Origin of the sequence: Pseudomonas sp. CFII64, from assembly GCF_000416235.1 — a bacterium.
In the GTDB taxonomy this organism is placed as follows: domain Bacteria; phylum Pseudomonadota; class Gammaproteobacteria; order Pseudomonadales; family Pseudomonadaceae; genus Aquipseudomonas.
The window spans coordinates 113,443-130,890 of record NZ_ATLO01000025.1 but is presented as its reverse complement, the minus strand read 5'-3'; the positions used below and the strand labels follow the sequence as shown (position 1 = coordinate 130,890).

The window sequence follows — 17,448 nt, the reverse complement described above, 5'->3', positions numbered from 1 at the left end:
GAAGAGGTGCAAATTATAGACAGATTCGAGAAGCCGTCAACGGTTAATTTCATCATTTTGTAATATCTATCTGAAACGGTCCGCCCCTTTTTATTGCTTATAAGCTAGGGAACGCGAATTGCGATGCCTCATGGCTCGCTCGTTGCGGCCAGCGCTGAGTAATCGCCTTGCGCCGGGTATAGAAGCGCACGCCGTCCGGACCATAAGCGTGCAGGTCGCCAAACAGTGAACGCTTCCAGCCACCAAAGCTGTGATAGGCGACCGGAACCGGCAGCGGCACGTTGACGCCAACCATGCCCACTTCAATCTCATCGCAGAACAAACGCGCCGCTTCCCCGTCACGGGTAAAGATGCAGGTGCCATTACCGTATTCGTGATCGTTGATCAGCTGCATGGCCTGCTCAAGGCTGTCGACGCGCACGATGCACAGCACCGGCCCGAAGATCTCTTCCTTATAGATGCGCATCTCAGGCGTTACCTGATCGAACAGGCAGCCACCCATAAAGAAGCCATCTTCGTTACCCGCCACACTCAGACCGCGACCATCGACCACCAGCTTGGCGCCCGATTGCACACCGTCTTCTATATAGCCGCTGACTTTATCGCGATGCTGCCCCGTAACCAGTGGCCCCATGTCCAGGCCGCACGTGGTACCCGCGCCGATCTTCAGCGCGCCAATCTGTGGAACCAGCTTGGCAACCAGTGCATCCGCGATCTGATCACCCACGCAAACCGCAACCGAAATGGCCATGCAGCGCTCGCCGCACGATCCATAGGCCGCGCCCATCAAGGCGCCGACCGCGTTATCCAGATCCGCATCCGGCATAAGCACTGCATGGTTCTTCGCCCCACCCAATGCCTGGACGCGCTTGCCACGTGCCGCGCCTTCTTTATAGATGTACTCGGCAATCGGCGTCGAACCCACGAAACTCAGCGCTTTGACTTCCGGGGCTTCGATCAGCGCATCCACCGCCGTCTTGTCGCCATGCACCACATTCAGCACGCCTTTAGGCAAGCCGGCTTCGTGCAACAGCTGGGCGATCAACAGCGTTGAACTTGGATCACGCTCCGAAGGCTTGAGAATGAAGCAGTTGCCGCACGCAATCGCCAAGGGGTACATCCACAGCGGAACCATCGCCGGGAAGTTGAACGGCGTGATGCCAGCAACCACGCCCAGCGGCTGGAAATCCGACCACGCATCGATATTCGGTCCGACGTTACGGCTGTACTCACCCTTGAGGATTTCCGGCGCTGCGCAAGCGTACTCGACGTTTTCAATGCCGCGCTTCAACTCACCCGCTGCGTCTTCGATGGTCTTGCCGTGTTCTTCACTGATCAACTGGGCGATACGGCCTTCGTTCTGTTCCAGCAGCAGCTTGAAACGAAACATCACCTGGGCGCGCTTGGCCGCTGGCGTGTTACGCCAGGCCGGGAAGGCAGCCTTGGCGGCATCGATAGCCTTTTGCATGGTTTCACGGCTGGCCAACGGCACTTTGTGGATGGCCTGACCGGTCGCCGGATTGAAGACGTCGGCAGTGCGCTCGGTATCAGTGACAAATTCGCCATTGATCAAATGTTGAATGCTGCTCATGAAATAACTCCGAAGGTGTACACAGGCGCGCACGGGTCCGCGCCTGCTTTATATAGAAGGGATGCAAAGCGACCGGCGATTCAGTCGACCTGATTAAGCGCTTCGCCCACGGCGTCGAACATACGATCCAGGTCCGCAGCCTTACTGTTGAAGGTTGGCCCGAATTGCAGGGTGTCGCCGCCGAAGCGTACGTAAAAGCCCGCTTTCCACAGTTTCATGCCGGCCTCGAACGGACGCACGATGGCATCACCATCACGGGGCGCGATCTGAATCGCGCCGGCCAGGCCGTAGTTGCGGATATCGACAACGTTCCTGGTGCCCTTGATGCCATGCAAAGCGCTTTCGAAATGCGGAGCAATTTCGGCGACCTGTTGCACCAGATTTTCCCGCTGCAGCAGATCCAGCGCCGCGATGCCTGCGGCACAAGCGACCGGGTGCGCGGAATAGGTGTAACCGTGCGGGAATTCGACGGCGTATTCAGGCGTCGGCTGGTTCATGAATGTCTGATAGATCTCGCTGCTGGCAATCACCGCGCCCATAGGGATCGCGCCGTTGGTGATTTGCTTGGCGATACACATCAGGTCGGGTGTCACGCCGAAGCTGTCGGCACCGAACATTGCGCCGGTGCGGCCGAATCCGGTAATCACTTCGTCGAAGATCAACAGGATGTTGTGCTGGTCGCAGATTTCCCGCAGACGCTTCAGATAGCCTTGCGGCGGAACAATCACCCCGGCGGAGCCTGCCATCGGCTCGACGATCACTGCGGCGATGTTTGATGCGTCGTGCAGCTCGATCAGCTTGAGCATTTCATCGGCCAGCGCGATACCACCCGCTTCCGGCATACCTTTGGAATAGGCATTGCTGGCCAGCAAGGTGTGCGGCAAATGGTCGACATCCATCAACTGGCCGAACATTTTGCGGTTGCCGTTCACGCCACCCAGGCTGGTGCCGGCAATGTTGACGCCGTGATAACCCCGGGCGCGACCGATCATTTTGGTCTTGCTCGCCTGGCCTTTCAGGCGCCAGTAGGCACGGACCATCTTCACTGCAGTGTCCGCGCATTCGGAACCGGAGTTGGTATAGAAGACGTGATTGAGATTGCCTGGCGTCAGCTCGGTGATCTTCTCGGCCAGCTGGAACGAGAGTGGATGTCCAAACTGGAACGCTGGCGAGTAGTCGAGCACGCCGAGCTGTTTGGAAACCGCTTCCTGAATCTCTTTGCGGGTATGCCCGGCGCCACAGGTCCACAGGCCCGACAAACCGTCGTAGATCTTGCGGCCTTTGTCGTCAGTCAGATAGCTGCCGTGCGCTGCCACGATCATGCGCGGATCGCGTTGGAAATTGCGATTCGCCGTGTAGGGCATCCAGTGAGCGTCGAGCTTTAACTGGCTGGCAACAGACATGTCGGACGATTCGAGCATATTCATCGGAACGGACCTCGCAGATGCGTAAGCGTTGAGACGGAAGAAAACGCGTGATTGCAGCTAAGTTGCCACGGGGATACAGTCGAGAAAACCCAACATTTATGATCTTCAGTTCAGTGGTCACTAAACTATGAGCATCCGCCGCCCCGATCCGCTGGCCCAGGTCAGCGATTTTGATATCCGCTTGCTGCGTATCTTCAGAAGCGTAGTCGAGGCCGGAGGTTTCTCTGCGGCAGAAAGCGTGCTCGGTATTGGACGCTCTGCCATCAGCCAGCAGATGAGCGATCTGGAGCAGCGACTTGGCCTGCGCTTGTGCCAACGCGGTCGTGCGGGGTTTTCCCTGACCGAAGAAGGTCGTGAGGTTTACCACTCGGCTCTGCAATTACTCAGTGCCTTGGAGAGTTTTCGTACCGAGGTCAACGGCCTGCACCTGCATCTGCGCGGCGAGTTGAATATCGGCCTTACCGACAATCTGGTTACCCTGCCCCACATGCGCATCACCAATGCCCTCGCCCAACTCAAGGAGCGCGGCCCGGATGTGCACATCAACATCCGCATGATCGCGCCCAATGAAGTGGAACAAGGCGTGCTCGACGGGCGATTGCATGTCGGCGTCGTGCCGCAGGCGAGCGCCTTGTCCGGGCTGGAATATCAGGCGTTGTACAGCGAGCGGTCGCTGCTTTATTGCGCGGTGGGCCATCCGCTCTTCTATATGGAAGATGCGGCACTGGATGACGAACGACTCGCCGCGCAAGACGCCATCGCGCCAACCTTCCGCCTGCCCGGCGAAATCCAGGCGCATTATCAGGCGCTCAACTGCACGGCCAGTGCTTCGGATCGCGAGGGCATGGCGTTCTTGATCCTGACCGGGCGTTACATCGGCTACTTGCCGGACCACTACGCGAGCTTCTGGGTACAGCAAGGCCGGCTGCGAGCCTTGAAGCCGAGCGCCCGCTTTTACGATTTGAGTCTGGTGTCGGTTACCCGCAAAGGCCGTCGCCCTCATTTAGTGCTGGAGAGCTTTCTGGAAACCCTCGCTGCTACGCGATGAAACATTTCAGAGCGCCGGTGCAGACAACCAACATCGTGCAGCTCGAAGCAGATCATCTTTATCCCGCTGATTAACAAGACAATACCCATGAACAACCAACAATAACCTGAGCACTTGGACAGCTTTTTGCACAGGTGTTGTGCCACCCACCTCGAGAGCACGACATGCAACCGGACGCCGCACCCAATAACGATCTGATCTACGGCTTGAATGACCGCCCTAAACCAGCGCCCGCGATCCTAGCCGCGTTGCAGCATGTGCTGGCCAGCTTCGTCGGGATCATTACGCCGCCACTGGTAATCGGTTCAGCGTTGGGGCTGAGCGCTTATATGCCGTATTTGATCAGCATGGCGCTGATGGTTTCCGGGGTCGGGACATTCATTCAGGCGCGCCGACCGTTCAGCATCGGCGCGGGAATGATCTGCCTGCAAGGCACCAGTTTCGCCTTCCTGGGCGCGGTGCTGTCCGCAGGCTTCATGGTCAAACAACGCGGCGGCAGCCCGGAAGACATCATGGCGATGATCTTCGGTGTGTGCTTTTTCGGCGCGCTGGTGCAGATCGTATTGAGCCGCTTCATCGGCCAGTTGCGTCGCGTCATCACGCCGCTGGTGACCGGCATCGTGATCACGCTGATTGGGGTCAGCCTGATCAAGGTCGGCGTGACCGATCTGGGAGGCGGCTTCAATGCGCCGGATTTCGGTGAGCCGCTCAACCTGGCGCTGGGCGGATTCGTATTGCTGGTGATCATCCTGCTCAACCGTTCCAATACGCCATGGATTCGCTTGTCGGCGATTATCATTGGCCTGGCGGTCGGCTGTATTGCGGCCTGGTTCAGCGGCAAGCTGGTTCCGCATTCCATCAGCGACGTGCCCTTGATCAGCGTGCCCATTCCTTTCAGGTTCGGTTTTGCTTTTGACTGGACCGCTTTCCTGCCGGTCGCGCTGATTTATCTGATCAGCACTATCGAAACCGTCGGCGACCTGACCGCCAATTGCATGCTCGCCCGCCAACCCATCACCGGGCCAAGCTACATTGCCCGACTGAAAGGCGGCGTGTTGGGTGATGGCTTCAGCTGCATGATTGCGGCGACCTTCAGCGCCTTTCCCAATACCACCTTTGCCCAGAACAACGGCGTGATTCAGCTGACCGGCGTGGCCAGTCGCTATGTTGGTCTGTACATCGGCGTCGTGCTGTTCATGCTCGGCCTGTTCCCCACCATTGGCGCCATGCTCCAGCAAATTCCCAAACCGGTTCTGGGCGGCGCGACCCTGGTGATGTTTGGCAGCGTAGCGGCCGCCGGTGTGCGCATTCTTTCCCAGGCACCGCTGGATCGCCGCAGCATGTTGATCATCGCCACGTCATTCGGTGTCGGGCTGGGTATCGCGGCGCAACCCGGGCTGCTACACCTGATGCCTAAACTGGTGCAAAACCTGTTCGATTCGGCGATCACCAGCGGCGGCATTACGGCCATCGTCATGTGCTTGCTGCTGCCCGAGGACAAGTCCAGCGCACTGGAAAAAAATCCAGAAGCACAGCCGCAATCGTTGAAGCATTGATCAGCGAAGAGAATAATTTTCCACTGCCAACGCTTGTCGGATCGTCGCGGGTGCGCTATCTGTTCACCCGTCGCACTCCTTGATCTGTTCGGAACTGCCCATGACCCTCGAAGTCCCAGCGCACAGCACTCACGGCAACAAACCGGCCAGCCGGATTCGGCAGAAAAACGAAGAAACAATCATCCAGGCGGCCGAGGACGAATTCGCTCGTCATGGCTTCAAAGGCACCAGCATGAATACCATCGCGCTGAACGCCGGTCTGCCCAAGGCCAATCTGCATTACTACTTCACCAACAAGCTTGGGCTGTATATCGCGGTGTTGAGCAACATCATCGAATTGTGGGACAGCACCTTCAATAATCTCAGCGTTGAAGATGACCCGGCCCAGGCGTTGAGCCGCTATATCCGCGCGAAGATGGAGTTCTCCCGGCGTCAGCCGCAGGCCTCGCGGATTTTCGCCATGGAAATCATCAGCGGCGGCGAATGCCTCAATGAGTATTTCAGCCAGGATTATCAAACCTGGTTCAAAGGCCGCGCGGCGGTTTTCCAGGCCTGGATAGATGCTGGCAAGATGGACCCGGTCGATCCGGTGCATCTGATCTTCCTGTTGTGGGGCAGCACCCAGCATTACGCCGACTTTGCCACGCAAATTTGCCAGGTGACCGGGCGCACGCGCCTCACCAAGCAGGATATGGAAGTTGCCAGCGACAATCTGATTCGTATCATCCTCAAAGGCTGCGGCCTCACCCCGCCGGCCGTTTGAACTGACGTAACCCCTGTCGACAGCTGGAAAACACGCATGCCTTTTACGCTGGTTGGCCCTTGCGAATTTCGCGAAGAGATTCGCAAGAGCCGCTTTATCACCCTCGCCGCTCCCATTGCCAGCCCGGCAGACGCTCAGGCGTTCATCGAGCAGCACAGCATTGCCGACGCCACGCACAATTGCTGGGCCTGGAAGCTCGCCGACCAATACCGCAGCAATGACGACGGCGAACCCGGCGGCACCGCAGGACGCCCGATTCTCGCAGCCATCGAAGCGCAGGATTTCGATCAGGTCGTGGTGCTGGTCATTCGCTGGTACGGCGGCATCCAGTTGGGCACCGGCGGCCTGGCCCGAGCCTATGGCGGCGGCGCCAATAAATGCCTGCAACAGGCCGAGCGCCTGCCGCTGATCAATCGCCTGTCACTCAATCTGGGATGCAGTTTCGCCGAGTTGCCGCTGGTAAAGCTGCGCGTGGCAGAACTCAATGGATTGGTGCAGAGCGAAGATTTCACCGCCAACGGCGTCGAGCTGTCGATTGCAGTGGGACCGGAACAAGTGGAAACCTTGCGGCGGATGCTGGCGGATCTGAGTCGCGGCCGGATTGTTTTGAGCCAAGATAACGAATAAATCGCAGGAGCGAGGTTTGCCCGCGAATCAACCGTAGGAGCGACTTTAGTCGCGAGCCGCTATCAATTGTCCTCCTGGCTAAAGCCGGTCCTACAGAGCCGCTCATCAAAACCGGTCCACAGCAAACGACAAACAGCACTCACTCATTTCGCCCACAACTCCTGTGCAGCCGCCTGTGGATAACCTGAGCACATACCGCTGCGAGCCTTAGCAGACAGGGCTTGCGGCCGACTGATCATTTTTTACCCAATCAGTCGTCAAATAATGAAAAGTGCCATTGATACAGCGATTTAGCAGCGCTTATCGCCTGTGGAATCAACCCGTAAGCTGCTTATATCCCTCCTCGCGGCTTAAGCACATTTACTGTGGAACAATCTGTGGATAACAGGTGCAAGGGTGGCGTGGAGGCTTGAACTACCGGGCCGCACGACGATTGTACGTTTTTTATCCAATCGCTCGTTCATGATCCGTTTGTCGCCACTCACGCCCTGAATTGGTGCCTAAGACACTCGAATTAACACTCGACCGCTTAGCAAATGTCGGAAAGCGAGCCCATCCAGCGCCACATTGGGCAAGAATGCGAAAAGCTGACTCATTGGCCAGGAAATTGCTTTATCCACTGGCGACCCACCCTACAATTCGAGTCTGTCATGCCCAACCCCGCCTCAATCCCGCGTTTGCAGTTACGCGCTATCAGCAAGCGCTACCCCGGTTGTGTGGCCAACGATGCCATCGATCTATGCATCGCGCCCGGTGAAATACACGCCTTGCTTGGCGAAAACGGCGCGGGCAAGAGCACGTTGATGAAAATCATCTACGGCGTGACGCAACCCGACTCCGGCACCCTTATCTGGCAGGGCCAGGCGTTGAATATGCGCAATCCCGCCCAGGCCAGAGGCCTTGGCATCGGCATGGTGTTCCAGCATTTCTCGCTGTTCGAAGCCCTCACCGTCGCGCAGAACATCGCGCTGGCCATGGGCGGCGCGGCGGGCACACCGAAACAACTGGAGCCGAAGATTCGCGAAGTCTCCCAGCGCTATGGCATGGCCGTGGAGCCGCAGCGACTTGTCCACAGCCTGTCCATCGGTGAGCGGCAGAAGGTCGAGATCATTCGCTGCCTGATGCAAGACATCCGCCTGTTGATTCTGGACGAGCCAACGTCGGTACTCACACCGCAAGAAGCCGACGAACTGTTCGTCACCCTGCGCCGCCTGGCTGCCGAAGGCTGCAGCATTCTCTTCATCAGCCACAAACTGGGCGAAGTGCGCGCCTTGTGCCACAGCGCCACGGTGTTGCGCGGCGGCAAGGTCTCCGGGCATTGCGTCCCGGCGCAGTGCACGGACCTTGAACTGGCGCGACTGATGGTCGGTGACGCTGAAGGTTTGACCGAGCATTACCCGAAGGTTGTGGGTCACGCGCCATTTCTGCTTGTGGATAAGTTGTCCTGGCACAATCCCGACCCGTTCGGTTGCTCGCTGATCGATGTGAGCCTTGAGGTGCGCAGCGGCGAAATCGTCGGAATCGCGGGGGTTGCGGGCAACGGTCAGGATGAGCTGCTGGCATTGCTCAGTGGTGAACAAGTCCTGAGCAAAGACCAAACCGGGCAGATTCGCTTTGCTGACCTCAACGTCGGCCACCTGCGCCCCGATGCGCGCCGCAAGCATGGCATGGCCTTTGTGCCAGCCGAGCGTCTGGGCCATGGCGCGGTGCCGGAATTGAGCCTCGCCGACAACGCCTTGCTCACCGCCTTTCAGCAAGGACTGGTCAGCAACGGCCTGATTCAGCGCGGCAAGGTGCGCGCATTGGCGGACCAGATCATCCAGCGTTTCTCGGTGAAGACGCCGGACGCAGACGCCGCAGCGCGCAGTCTGTCTGGCGGTAATCTGCAGAAATTCATTCTGGGTCGGGAGATTCTGCAAAACCCGAAAATTCTCGTCGCCGCGCACCCCACCTGGGGCGTCGATGTCGGCGCGGCGGCAGCCATTCATCGTGCCCTGATTGCTTTGCGCGATGCGGGCGCGGCGATTCTGGTGATTTCCGAGGACCTGGACGAACTGTTCCAGATCAGCGACCGGGTCGCGGCGCTGAGCAGCGGCAAACTCTCGAAGCTGACCCCCACCGGCCAGACTTCGCCCGTTCAGGTCGGCGGCTGGATGGCCGGCCAATTCGATGCCGCACCTTCCATTCAATCCAATTCCCAAGCCACCGCGCTTAACTAACGGAGCTTCCGATGCTGCTTTCCCTGGAACCGCGCGGACAACAATCACGAGCGATGTTGTGGTTTTCGCCACTGCTGGCCGCCATCCTGACCCTGATGTGCGGCTCCTTGCTGTTCATCATGCTGGGGCTGGACCCGTTGCTGACCTTGCACACCTTGTTGATCGCGCCCGTCAGCGATCTGTACGGCGTATCCGAACTGATGGTCAAGACGCTGCCCATTTTGCTCTGTGCGCTGGGCCTGGCGGTTGCCTATCAGGCGCGCATCTGGAACATCGGCGCCGAGGGCCAATTGCTGCTCGGGGCACTGGCAGGCAGTGCCGTCGCGATCAATGTCATTGATGTCGACAGCCGCTGGGCGCTGGCGCTGATTCTGCTCACGGGCACACTTGGCGGCGCGGCGTGGGCCGGGCTGACCGCCTGGTTGCGCACGCACTTCAATGCCAACGAAATCCTTACCAGCATCATGCTCAATTACATCGCCCTGAACCTGCTGCTCTATTTCGTACACGGTTCGCTGAAAGATCCTGCAGGCATGAACTTCCCGGAATCGGCCATGTTTGGCGAAGCCAGCCGCCTGCCGCTGCTGATGGAAGACGGCCGCGTGCATGCCGGGGTGTATTTCGCGCTGCTGGCGTTGGTGGCGGTCTGGGTATTGCTGCAACGCAGCTTCGTTGGTTTCCAGATCAAAGTGCTCGGGCTCGACAAACGCGCGGCAGGCTTCGTCGGTTTTCGCGAGAAGCGTCTGGTGTGGCTGGCGCTGTTGATCAGCGGCGGCTTGGCCGGTCTGGCCGGGGTCTGCGAAGTCACCGGACCCATCGGGCAACTGGTGCCGCAGGTTTCGCCGGGCTACGGCTACGCAGCAATTACGGTGGCGTTTCTTGGGCGACTCAATCCCATCGGCATTCTGTTCTCCAGCCTGTTGATGGCGCTGCTGTATCTGGGCGGTGAAAACGCGCAAATGAGCTTGAACCTGCCCCAAGCCATCACGCAGTTGTTTCAAGGGATGATGCTGTTTTTCCTGTTGGCCAGCGACGTGCTGATCCTTTATCGCCCGCGCCTCAAGCTGCGCTGGGCCAAACGCCAGATGGCGCCAGTGGCGGGAGCCGTGTGATGGATATCGATCTGCTGAGTAATATCTTCTTCGCCATGGTCCGCTGCGGCACGCCGCTGCTGTTGGTGGCGCTGGGCGAATTGATCTGCGAGAAGAGCGGCGTCCTCAATCTGGGCCAGGAAGGCATGATGCTGTTTGGCGCGGTGATCGGTTTCATCGTCGCCTTGAGCACCGGCAATCTGTGGCTGGGCGTGTTGCTGGCAATGTTCGCCGGCATGCTGTTGTCGGGCTTGTTCGCCATTGTGGCGCTGGTGTTCAACGCCAATCAGGTGGCGACCGGCCTCGCGCTGACGATCTTTGGGGTCGGGCTTTCAAGCTTTGTCGGCGCAGCCTGGGTCGGCAAACCACTGCAAGGTTTCGAGCCGGTTCTGATTCCGTTGCTCAGTGATATCCCGTTGATCGGCCGCATGCTGTTTGCCCAGGACATTCTGGTTTACCTGTCCTTCGCCCTGTTCGCGCTGGTCGCCTGGGCGCTGCTGAAAAGTCGGGTAGGCTTGATCATTCAGGCCGTCGGGGAAAATCCCGATGCGGCCAGCGCCATGGGGTTGCCGGTGCTGCGGGTGCGCACGCTGGCGGTGTTGTTCGGCGGCGCGATGGCGGGTCTGGCCGGGGCTTATCTGTCGTTGGCCTACACACCGATGTGGGCGGAAAACATGAGTGCCGGACGCGGCTGGATTGCGCTGGCACTGGTGGTGTTCGCCAGTTGGCGCGTGTGGCGTCTGCTGCTGGGCGCGTGGTTGTTCGGGCTCGCCAGCATTCTGCATTTGGTGGCGCAAGGCATCGGTCTGGCGATTCCGTCCAACCTGCTGGCAATGTTGCCGTACGTGGCGACGATTCTGGTGTTGGTGCTGCTCTCGCGCAATGCCCTGCGTACCCGGTTGTACGCGCCGGTCTCGTTGGGGCAGCCGTGGCACGGCGGGCATTGACCTTTAGGGACAAGCTGTTGGCGAGGCGCTGTTTCTGAGTACACTCAGGTATCGCCTCGCCACCAAGTTGGCTCCTACAGGCCCCGTTTCAAGGAGAACATCTTCATGTCCGACACCAAAACCGCACTGATCATCGGCGCTTCACGCGGCCTGGGCCTTGGCCTGGTCAAACGCCTGAGCGAGCAGCACTGGAACGTGATCGCCACGGTGCGTGACCCGCAGAAAGCCACCGATTTACAAGCCGTACCCGGTGTGCGCATCGAAACCCTCGACATGGATGACGTCGCCTCTCTGGACGCACTGACCCAAACCTTGAAAGGACAGATTTTCGACGTGTTGTTCGTCAACGCCGGCATCATGGGCCCGCAACATCAAAGTGCTGCCCAAGCCACGGCGGCAGAGTTGGGCCAGCTGTTCCTGACCAACGCCATCGCGCCGATTCGTCTGGCCGAGCGCTTCGTCCAGCAAATCCGCCCAAACAGCGGCGTGTTGGCGTTCATGAGTTCGGTACTGGGCAGCGTCGCCTGTCCCGAAGGCGAAACCATGACGTTGTACAAGGCCAGCAAAGCCGCATTGAATTCCATGACCAACAGCTTCGTCGTGCAACTCCAGGAACCACGCCCGACCGTGCTGTCCCTGCATCCGGGCTGGGTGAAAACCGACATGGGCGGCGCAGGCGCGGACATTGACGTCGAAACCAGCGTCCGAGGCTTGGTCGAGCAGCTCGAAGCCTATTCCGGCAAGGGTGGGCATTACTTTGTGAATTACCGAGGTGAGACGATTGCCTGGTGAAATGGACTGGCTGTAGGACAAACGCGCGGCGTAAAAGGTACAATCCCCACCCTCGCCAGCCCTGCCCCCGCAGCGCTGGCGACCCTGGATCAGCAGACAGGGCAACACTGAGCTGGCAAACCTGAACTCACTTTTCAGAGGAGCCGGCCAATGCCCGCGATCCGTATCTGGTTAAAAAATCCCCTTGCTGTTTTCACCGCCAATGACCTGGATGCCCGGGGTGGGTTGGTGATTGAAAACGGTGTCATCGTCCAGATGCTGGCTGCCGGTCAACAACCTGCCGCGCCTTGCGATCAGACCTTCGATGCGCGCGAGCATGTATTGCTGCCGGGCTTGATCAATACCCATCACCACTTCTATCAAACCCTGACCCGCGCCTGGGCACCGGTGGTGAATCAGCCGCTGTTTCCCTGGCTGAAAACCCTGTACCCGGTGTGGGCACGGCTGACGCCGGATAAGCTCGCACTGGCCAGCAAAGTCGCGCTGACCGAGTTGCTGCTATCGGGCTGCACGACGGCGGCCGATCACCACTATCTGTTTCCGGACGGCCTGGAAAACGCCATCGATGTGCAGGTCGAGAGCGTCCGTGAGCTGGGCATGCGCGCCATGCTCACCCGCGGCTCCATGAGCCTGGGCGAAGACGACGGGGGTCTGCCGCCGCAACAAACCGTGCAACAGGGCGAAGTCATTCTCGAAGACAGCCAGCGCTTGATTCAGCGTTACCACCAGCGCGGCGATGGCGCGCAGATCCAGATCGCGCTGGCCCCATGCTCGCCGTTTTCCGTAACGCCGCAGATCATGGCCGAAAGCGCCGCGCTGGCCGACAAGCTCGACGTGCGCCTGCACACGCATCTGGCGGAAACCCTCGACGAGGAAGATTTCTGCCTGCAACGCTTTGGCCTGCGTACCGTGGATTATCTGGACAGCGTGGGCTGGCTTGGCCCGCGCACCTGGCTGGCCCACGGCATTCATTTCAACCCGGACGAAATCGCCCGCCTCGGCGCGGCAGGCACGGGCATTTGCCATTGCCCGAGTTCGAACATGCGGCTGGCGTCCGGCATTTGTCCGACGCTGGATCTGCTCGCGGCAGGCGCGCCATTGGGGCTTGGCGTCGATGGCTCGGCCTCCAACGATGCGTCGAACATGATCCTCGAAACCCGCCAGGCACTCTATCTGCAACGTCTGCGTTATGGGGCCGAGAAAATCACCCCGCAGTTGGTGCTCGGCTGGGCCACCAAAGGCTCGGCGCAACTCTTGGGCCGTAGCGATATCGGCGAGCTGGCAGTCGGCAAACAAGCGGATCTGGCGCTGTTCAAGCTCGACGAACTGCGTTTCTCCGGCAGCCACGATCCGATTTCGGCGTTGTTGCTGTGTGGCGCGGATCGGGCCGATCGGGTGATGATCGGCGGCCAATGGCGGGTGATTGATGGCCAAGTCGAAGGGCTGGACCTAAAAGGCTTGATCGCCGATCACAGCCAGGCGGCGCGAGAGCTGATTCGGGGCTAGCCGACCTGTGAGGGCGGGCGTTATGTCGGCCCAGTCACAAGGTTTGGCACCCGGCAGCCTTGGCGTGCGAATCCATTAGCGCCGACCAAGGCTGCACTCTAAAGTGCTGGCTCCCTGCCGCCGTCCGTTGAGATCCCGTGCCCAAGTCCGAAGAAGATAAAAGCCTGTCGCGGTTACTGCTGGAGTTGCTGTGGCAGCTTCTGGTTTTGCTCGTACCGATTTTTCTGGTGACCTGCCTGCCGCCGTTATTGGCCTTGGCGACCGGGACAATCTGCGCCGCGCTGATGTGGGTATGCGCGCGGCTGGGTTGGCAACGCGCAGGACGAGGCTGCGCACGACTGATGACCGCAGCGGCCCTGGGCCTGGGTTTCAGCCTTATGCGGACGCTGCCGGATGTGTGGAATGTGGTAGCGGCCGTCCTGGCAATTTTCTCGGGCCTGGCCTGCACCGCCACATTGGAGCGCAGGCTCGGCCTGGCAAAAGCTGAAAACCCGGCGACAGGACAAACACCTTACCCAAACCAAGGCAGCGCCTGGGGCGGCAACGAGCCACGGGTAACCCCGGAGGGCGAACCGATCCGGGTGTTTAACCACAGCGAAATCGCCATGGGCGGGCCGACCTTCTGCGACTACCTGTTCAGCGATGGCGTGCTGTTACAAGGCGTGGGCTCTTCGGCGTGCTTCTCCGATGACGGTCGCTACTTCGCAGCGCCTATTCCGTCGCGTCAGGCCTGGAGCCTGCTGATTCTGGATCGTCAGCTGCACCGGGTTTATCACTGCGACACCGAGGCGTTCTGGGAGCTGGACGAATTCAGCGAACTGGGTTTGAACGGGCGGGTCAGCCCGCTGGTGGATAACCGCGCGCAACACGCGCCGCTGCAAGACCTGTTGAACAGCGCTCGGGCGGTGGATCTGGTGCCTGTTGCTGACCTCTGGCTGGAACCCGGGCAGTGGCAGGAAGACATAGCCAACGCGCACATCGACTACCCAGGCCCGACCGATCAGCTTCGGGTCGAAGGGCATTTCGCATTGCCCGTCAGTCTGCGGGAATTGCCCCAGCCCACCGATGCGCTGCGTTACCCGGAATACCACTTGAGCGTCGCAGGCGTCCCGTCAGAAATGGTGATTCACGGCACTGCGCCGCTGATCTGGAACCCGAACGGCCAAGCCTTCGCTTGCCATGCGCGCCGGGCAGACCAGGACAGCGGCGGCTATTGGCATTTTCACGCCGAGCAAGGCTGGCATTTGCTGCCCGAGCCGTGGATTGCCCAAGACAACGAACCGTCACTGACCTGGGGCGAGCCGCTGGAACTGGACGATGGCCACTTGTGGATCGAAGCCCGGTTCGACTACCCGCAACCGGATCGCGGCACCTTTGGTTACGGTTTGCAGAGCATTCACAGCGACACCGAAACCCAGACCGGCCACGACCGCCGAGGCCGCCTGCAGGCCTCGGATGTAACATGCACGCGGATGCGCCTGGCGGTTGCGTTGCTAGGCAGCGGCGAACGCGGTACCACCGGTGTGGAATCGATGCCGCTGGTGGATAACCAGCGCGCCAGGCTGGATTGGCAATGCGACAACAGCGAAGGCGTCGGCGGCTATCGATGCCGCCTGGGTGACTGGCAGCTGCCGGGGCTCTGGCTGCTGGATCATCGCGTGTCCGATTGCGCGGGTTATCTGGCGCTGATCCCGTTCAGCGAGCCGCCCGCCGTCGCAGGCTATGCGGTGGTGGTCGATGTCCGCGCGCGCAGCCTGATGCCCAGCCCGTCCTTGATGGTGGCGCGCATTCTGGATTTTCGCGGGCCGCGTCTCAGCCTGGCGGCGGTATTCGGCCGCATGGATCAAGAACGTCACCATTCGGCGTTGCAGCGCTTTGAGCAAAAGGCGCCCGATGCTGCCAACGCAGCCGACTTCTGTCGATATCAGCAAGGCTCACGGCTTTACTATCAGACGGTCTGTCTGGACGTGGACCAAGGCGCACTGCGTCAGGTGCCCGACTGGCGGTTGGTGGACCGGCCGCAAGCCGCCACCGCCGACGGCGACTTTATTCAGCCGGCACCGAACCTGCGTGATGCCGCCTGGTTGTTCGGCAGCGAAACCGAATACGCCGACAGCTGGCTGCGACCCTCAAGCGCACGCATGGGCGGCTATCTGTTGACTGCGTCGGGCTGCGCACTGGCCGATCTGGCACCGTCGCTGCTCTGGTCGCCCACCGGCCGTTTTCTCGCCGTGACTCGCCTCCACGCAAACATCCGCGATGCCTACGACACACCGCGCAATGAATGGCAGTTGCTGTTGCTGGATGTGCAGGAGCGCAGCGTTCGCAGCTGGCCGCAATGGCTGGGTGATCGTGCGGAGTTCGTGGCGTTTGATCTGGACCGGATACGAATCAAGGTCTTCGGCATGGACTGGGAGCCACACAATCAGCCGGACCCTGCGTCGCCGCACGCCATTATGTTGAGTGAACTGCTGGCGCTGCCGGCCGAACCCTTGATCGAACGCCATGGCCTGTGGCTACCCACCGCACAAATGGAAAATGCGGCGCTGTGGCTGGCGCTGGACAAAACGCCACTCGATCAATGGGCCGAGGCGTTAAAGCCCTAGCAACGACAACATGATGAAAGTCGCGAACAGCACGAAGTGGGTCATGCCTTCGATGGCGTTGGTCTCGCCGTCATTCAGGTTGATCGCGCTGACCAGCAAGGTGATGAAGATCATCACGGTCTGTACCGGCGTCATGGCCATCTGAAACGGCTGACCGGTGTAGAGCGCCATGGCTTCCATGACCGGAACGGTAAGGATCACCGTGGACAGCGAAGCGCCCAGCGCAATGTTGACCACCGACTGCATGCGATTGGCCAGTGCCGCGCGCAAGGCCGTCAGAATTTCCGGCGCTGCAGAAATCGCCGCCACCAGAATCGCCGTCATGACGGGCGGCGCGCCAGTGCCTTCGAGGCCCAGGTCGACGGTCTTGGACATTACTTCCGCCAACGCACCAATCACCACGATGCCGACGAACAACGTACCGATGGAGCGCGTCAGGTTGACCGGTTCCTCTTCGACAGCCGGGTCCTTGCGCTTCTTTTTCTCCGGGTAGCTGTAGCTGAAGAAATAGCTGTGCGGCCCGACCTGCATGCGCAGGAACAAGGTGTACAAGACGATCATCGCGCCAATGGTAAAGGCCGAATACAGCTTCCAGTCACCTTCGGGAATGAATTCCGGCACCACCATGGAAACCCCCATGGCCGTCAGGATCATCACGCTGTAAGTGCGCGCCGAATCATCGTTGTACGACTGCTCGCCATGCTTGAGCCCGCCCATCAAGGCCGCCAGGCCGAGGATGCCGTTGATGTCGAGCATCACCGCCGAATAGATGGTATCCCGCACCAGCGTCGGTGAAGGCTCGTTGCTCATCATGATCGCCAGGATCACCACTTCAACCAGCACCGCCGAGAGCGTCAGGATCATCGTGCCGTAGGGATCGCCGACCTTTTCGGCCAGCAGCTCGGCATGGTGCGCGACGCGCATCGAGGCGCAGACGATAAACGCGACCAGCGCAATCCCCGCTGTCAGCGCGATGCCTTGCCCGTTGTTGAGGAACCAGTGTTCGAAGGGATAGGCGACAAAAGTCGCGAGTATCGCCAGCAGGAGAAACTTTTCTTGCTTGAGTATTGAGCCCATTAACTGCCTTTTAGACCTTGCGCCGAGTACCGCAGGGCCTTTTAGTGAAACGTTTAAGTGAAGCGTTCTTGGCGTTGAGAGTGCTGAGTGTAAGCAAAGGTTTCAAATGAGTTGAGCGAGACCGGTGAGATGCACCAGTTAGCGGCAGGCGCCGGGCTTGATGCACTGTCCGGTGTCGTCCTGGGCATCACAAAAACC

13 protein-coding genes are annotated in these 17,448 nt (G+C 59.9%); 10 read left to right on the top strand and 3 right to left on the bottom strand.

The features are described 5' to 3' along the window. Positions 1 to 97: 97 nt before the first annotated feature. Both CFII64_RS11575 and CFII64_RS11570 read right to left on the bottom strand, forming a co-directional pair. Complete coding sequence (locus CFII64_RS11575) at positions 98 to 1,591, bottom strand: CoA-acylating methylmalonate-semialdehyde dehydrogenase (RefSeq protein WP_020290963.1); 1,494 nt, start codon at positions 1,589 to 1,591, stop codon at positions 98 to 100. Between the two features lie 80 nt (positions 1,592 to 1,671). Continuing rightward, positions 1,672 to 3,018, bottom strand: a complete 1,347-nt coding sequence (locus CFII64_RS11570) for an aspartate aminotransferase family protein (protein ID WP_020290962.1) — start codon at positions 3,016 to 3,018, stop codon at positions 1,672 to 1,674. A 127-nt stretch (positions 3,019 to 3,145) separates the two neighbouring features. Between CFII64_RS11570 and CFII64_RS11565 the strand changes: the two genes are divergently transcribed. The 10 genes from CFII64_RS11565 to CFII64_RS11520 all read left to right on the top strand — a co-directional run bounded on the left by CFII64_RS11565 (position 3,146) and on the right by CFII64_RS11520 (position 16,173). Further along, on the top strand, positions 3,146 to 4,066 hold the full coding sequence (locus CFII64_RS11565; RefSeq protein WP_020290961.1) for a LysR family transcriptional regulator: 921 nt from the start codon (positions 3,146 to 3,148) through the stop codon (positions 4,064 to 4,066). Positions 4,067 to 4,230: 164 nt separating this feature from the next. Beyond that, positions 4,231 to 5,622 carry a uracil-xanthine permease family protein gene (locus CFII64_RS11560; protein WP_020290960.1) on the top strand — a complete coding sequence of 464 codons (1,392 nt, stop codon included), beginning with the start codon at positions 4,231 to 4,233 and terminating at the stop codon, positions 5,620 to 5,622. Positions 5,623 to 5,722: 100 nt separating this feature from the next. Next, positions 5,723 to 6,385, top strand: coding sequence for a TetR/AcrR family transcriptional regulator (locus CFII64_RS11555; RefSeq protein WP_020290959.1), 663 nt, complete (start codon positions 5,723 to 5,725; stop codon positions 6,383 to 6,385). A 36-nt stretch (positions 6,386 to 6,421) separates the two neighbouring features. Continuing rightward, positions 6,422 to 7,012, top strand: a complete 591-nt coding sequence (locus tag CFII64_RS11550; protein ID WP_020290958.1) for a YigZ family protein — start codon at positions 6,422 to 6,424, stop codon at positions 7,010 to 7,012. Between the two features lie 650 nt (positions 7,013 to 7,662). Continuing rightward, positions 7,663 to 9,231, top strand: a complete 1,569-nt coding sequence (locus CFII64_RS11545) for an ABC transporter ATP-binding protein (protein WP_020290957.1) — start codon at positions 7,663 to 7,665, stop codon at positions 9,229 to 9,231. An 11-nt stretch (positions 9,232 to 9,242) separates the two neighbouring features. Next, positions 9,243 to 10,343: an ABC transporter permease gene (locus tag CFII64_RS11540; protein WP_020290956.1), complete on the top strand. Its 1,101-nt coding sequence runs from the start codon at positions 9,243 to 9,245 to the stop codon at positions 10,341 to 10,343. Further along, positions 10,343 to 11,269, top strand: coding sequence for an ABC transporter permease (locus tag CFII64_RS11535; protein ID WP_020290955.1), 927 nt, complete (start codon positions 10,343 to 10,345; stop codon positions 11,267 to 11,269). The genes CFII64_RS11540 and CFII64_RS11535 overlap by 1 nt, the downstream gene beginning before the upstream one ends. Before the next feature lie 105 nt (positions 11,270 to 11,374). Beyond that, positions 11,375 to 12,061: an SDR family oxidoreductase gene (locus CFII64_RS11530; RefSeq protein WP_020290954.1), complete on the top strand. Its 687-nt coding sequence runs from the start codon at positions 11,375 to 11,377 to the stop codon at positions 12,059 to 12,061. Between the two features lie 150 nt (positions 12,062 to 12,211). Then, the gene (locus CFII64_RS11525; protein ID WP_020290953.1) at positions 12,212 to 13,567 is read left to right on the top strand and encodes an 8-oxoguanine deaminase; all 1,356 of its coding nucleotides are present in this window, start codon (positions 12,212 to 12,214) and stop codon (positions 13,565 to 13,567) included. A gap of 137 nt (positions 13,568 to 13,704) precedes the next feature. Beyond that, positions 13,705 to 16,173: a hypothetical protein gene (locus CFII64_RS11520; RefSeq protein ID WP_020290952.1), complete on the top strand. Its 2,469-nt coding sequence runs from the start codon at positions 13,705 to 13,707 to the stop codon at positions 16,171 to 16,173. On the opposite strand, the gene CFII64_RS11515 is transcribed toward CFII64_RS11520, so the two are convergent. Next, positions 16,162 to 17,250 (bottom strand): calcium:proton antiporter, encoded by a 1,089-nt coding sequence (locus CFII64_RS11515; protein ID WP_020290951.1) that lies wholly within the window; start codon positions 17,248 to 17,250, stop codon positions 16,162 to 16,164. The two genes, CFII64_RS11520 and CFII64_RS11515, sit on opposite strands and share 12 nt — an antisense overlap. Positions 17,251 to 17,448 lie beyond the last annotated feature (198 nt).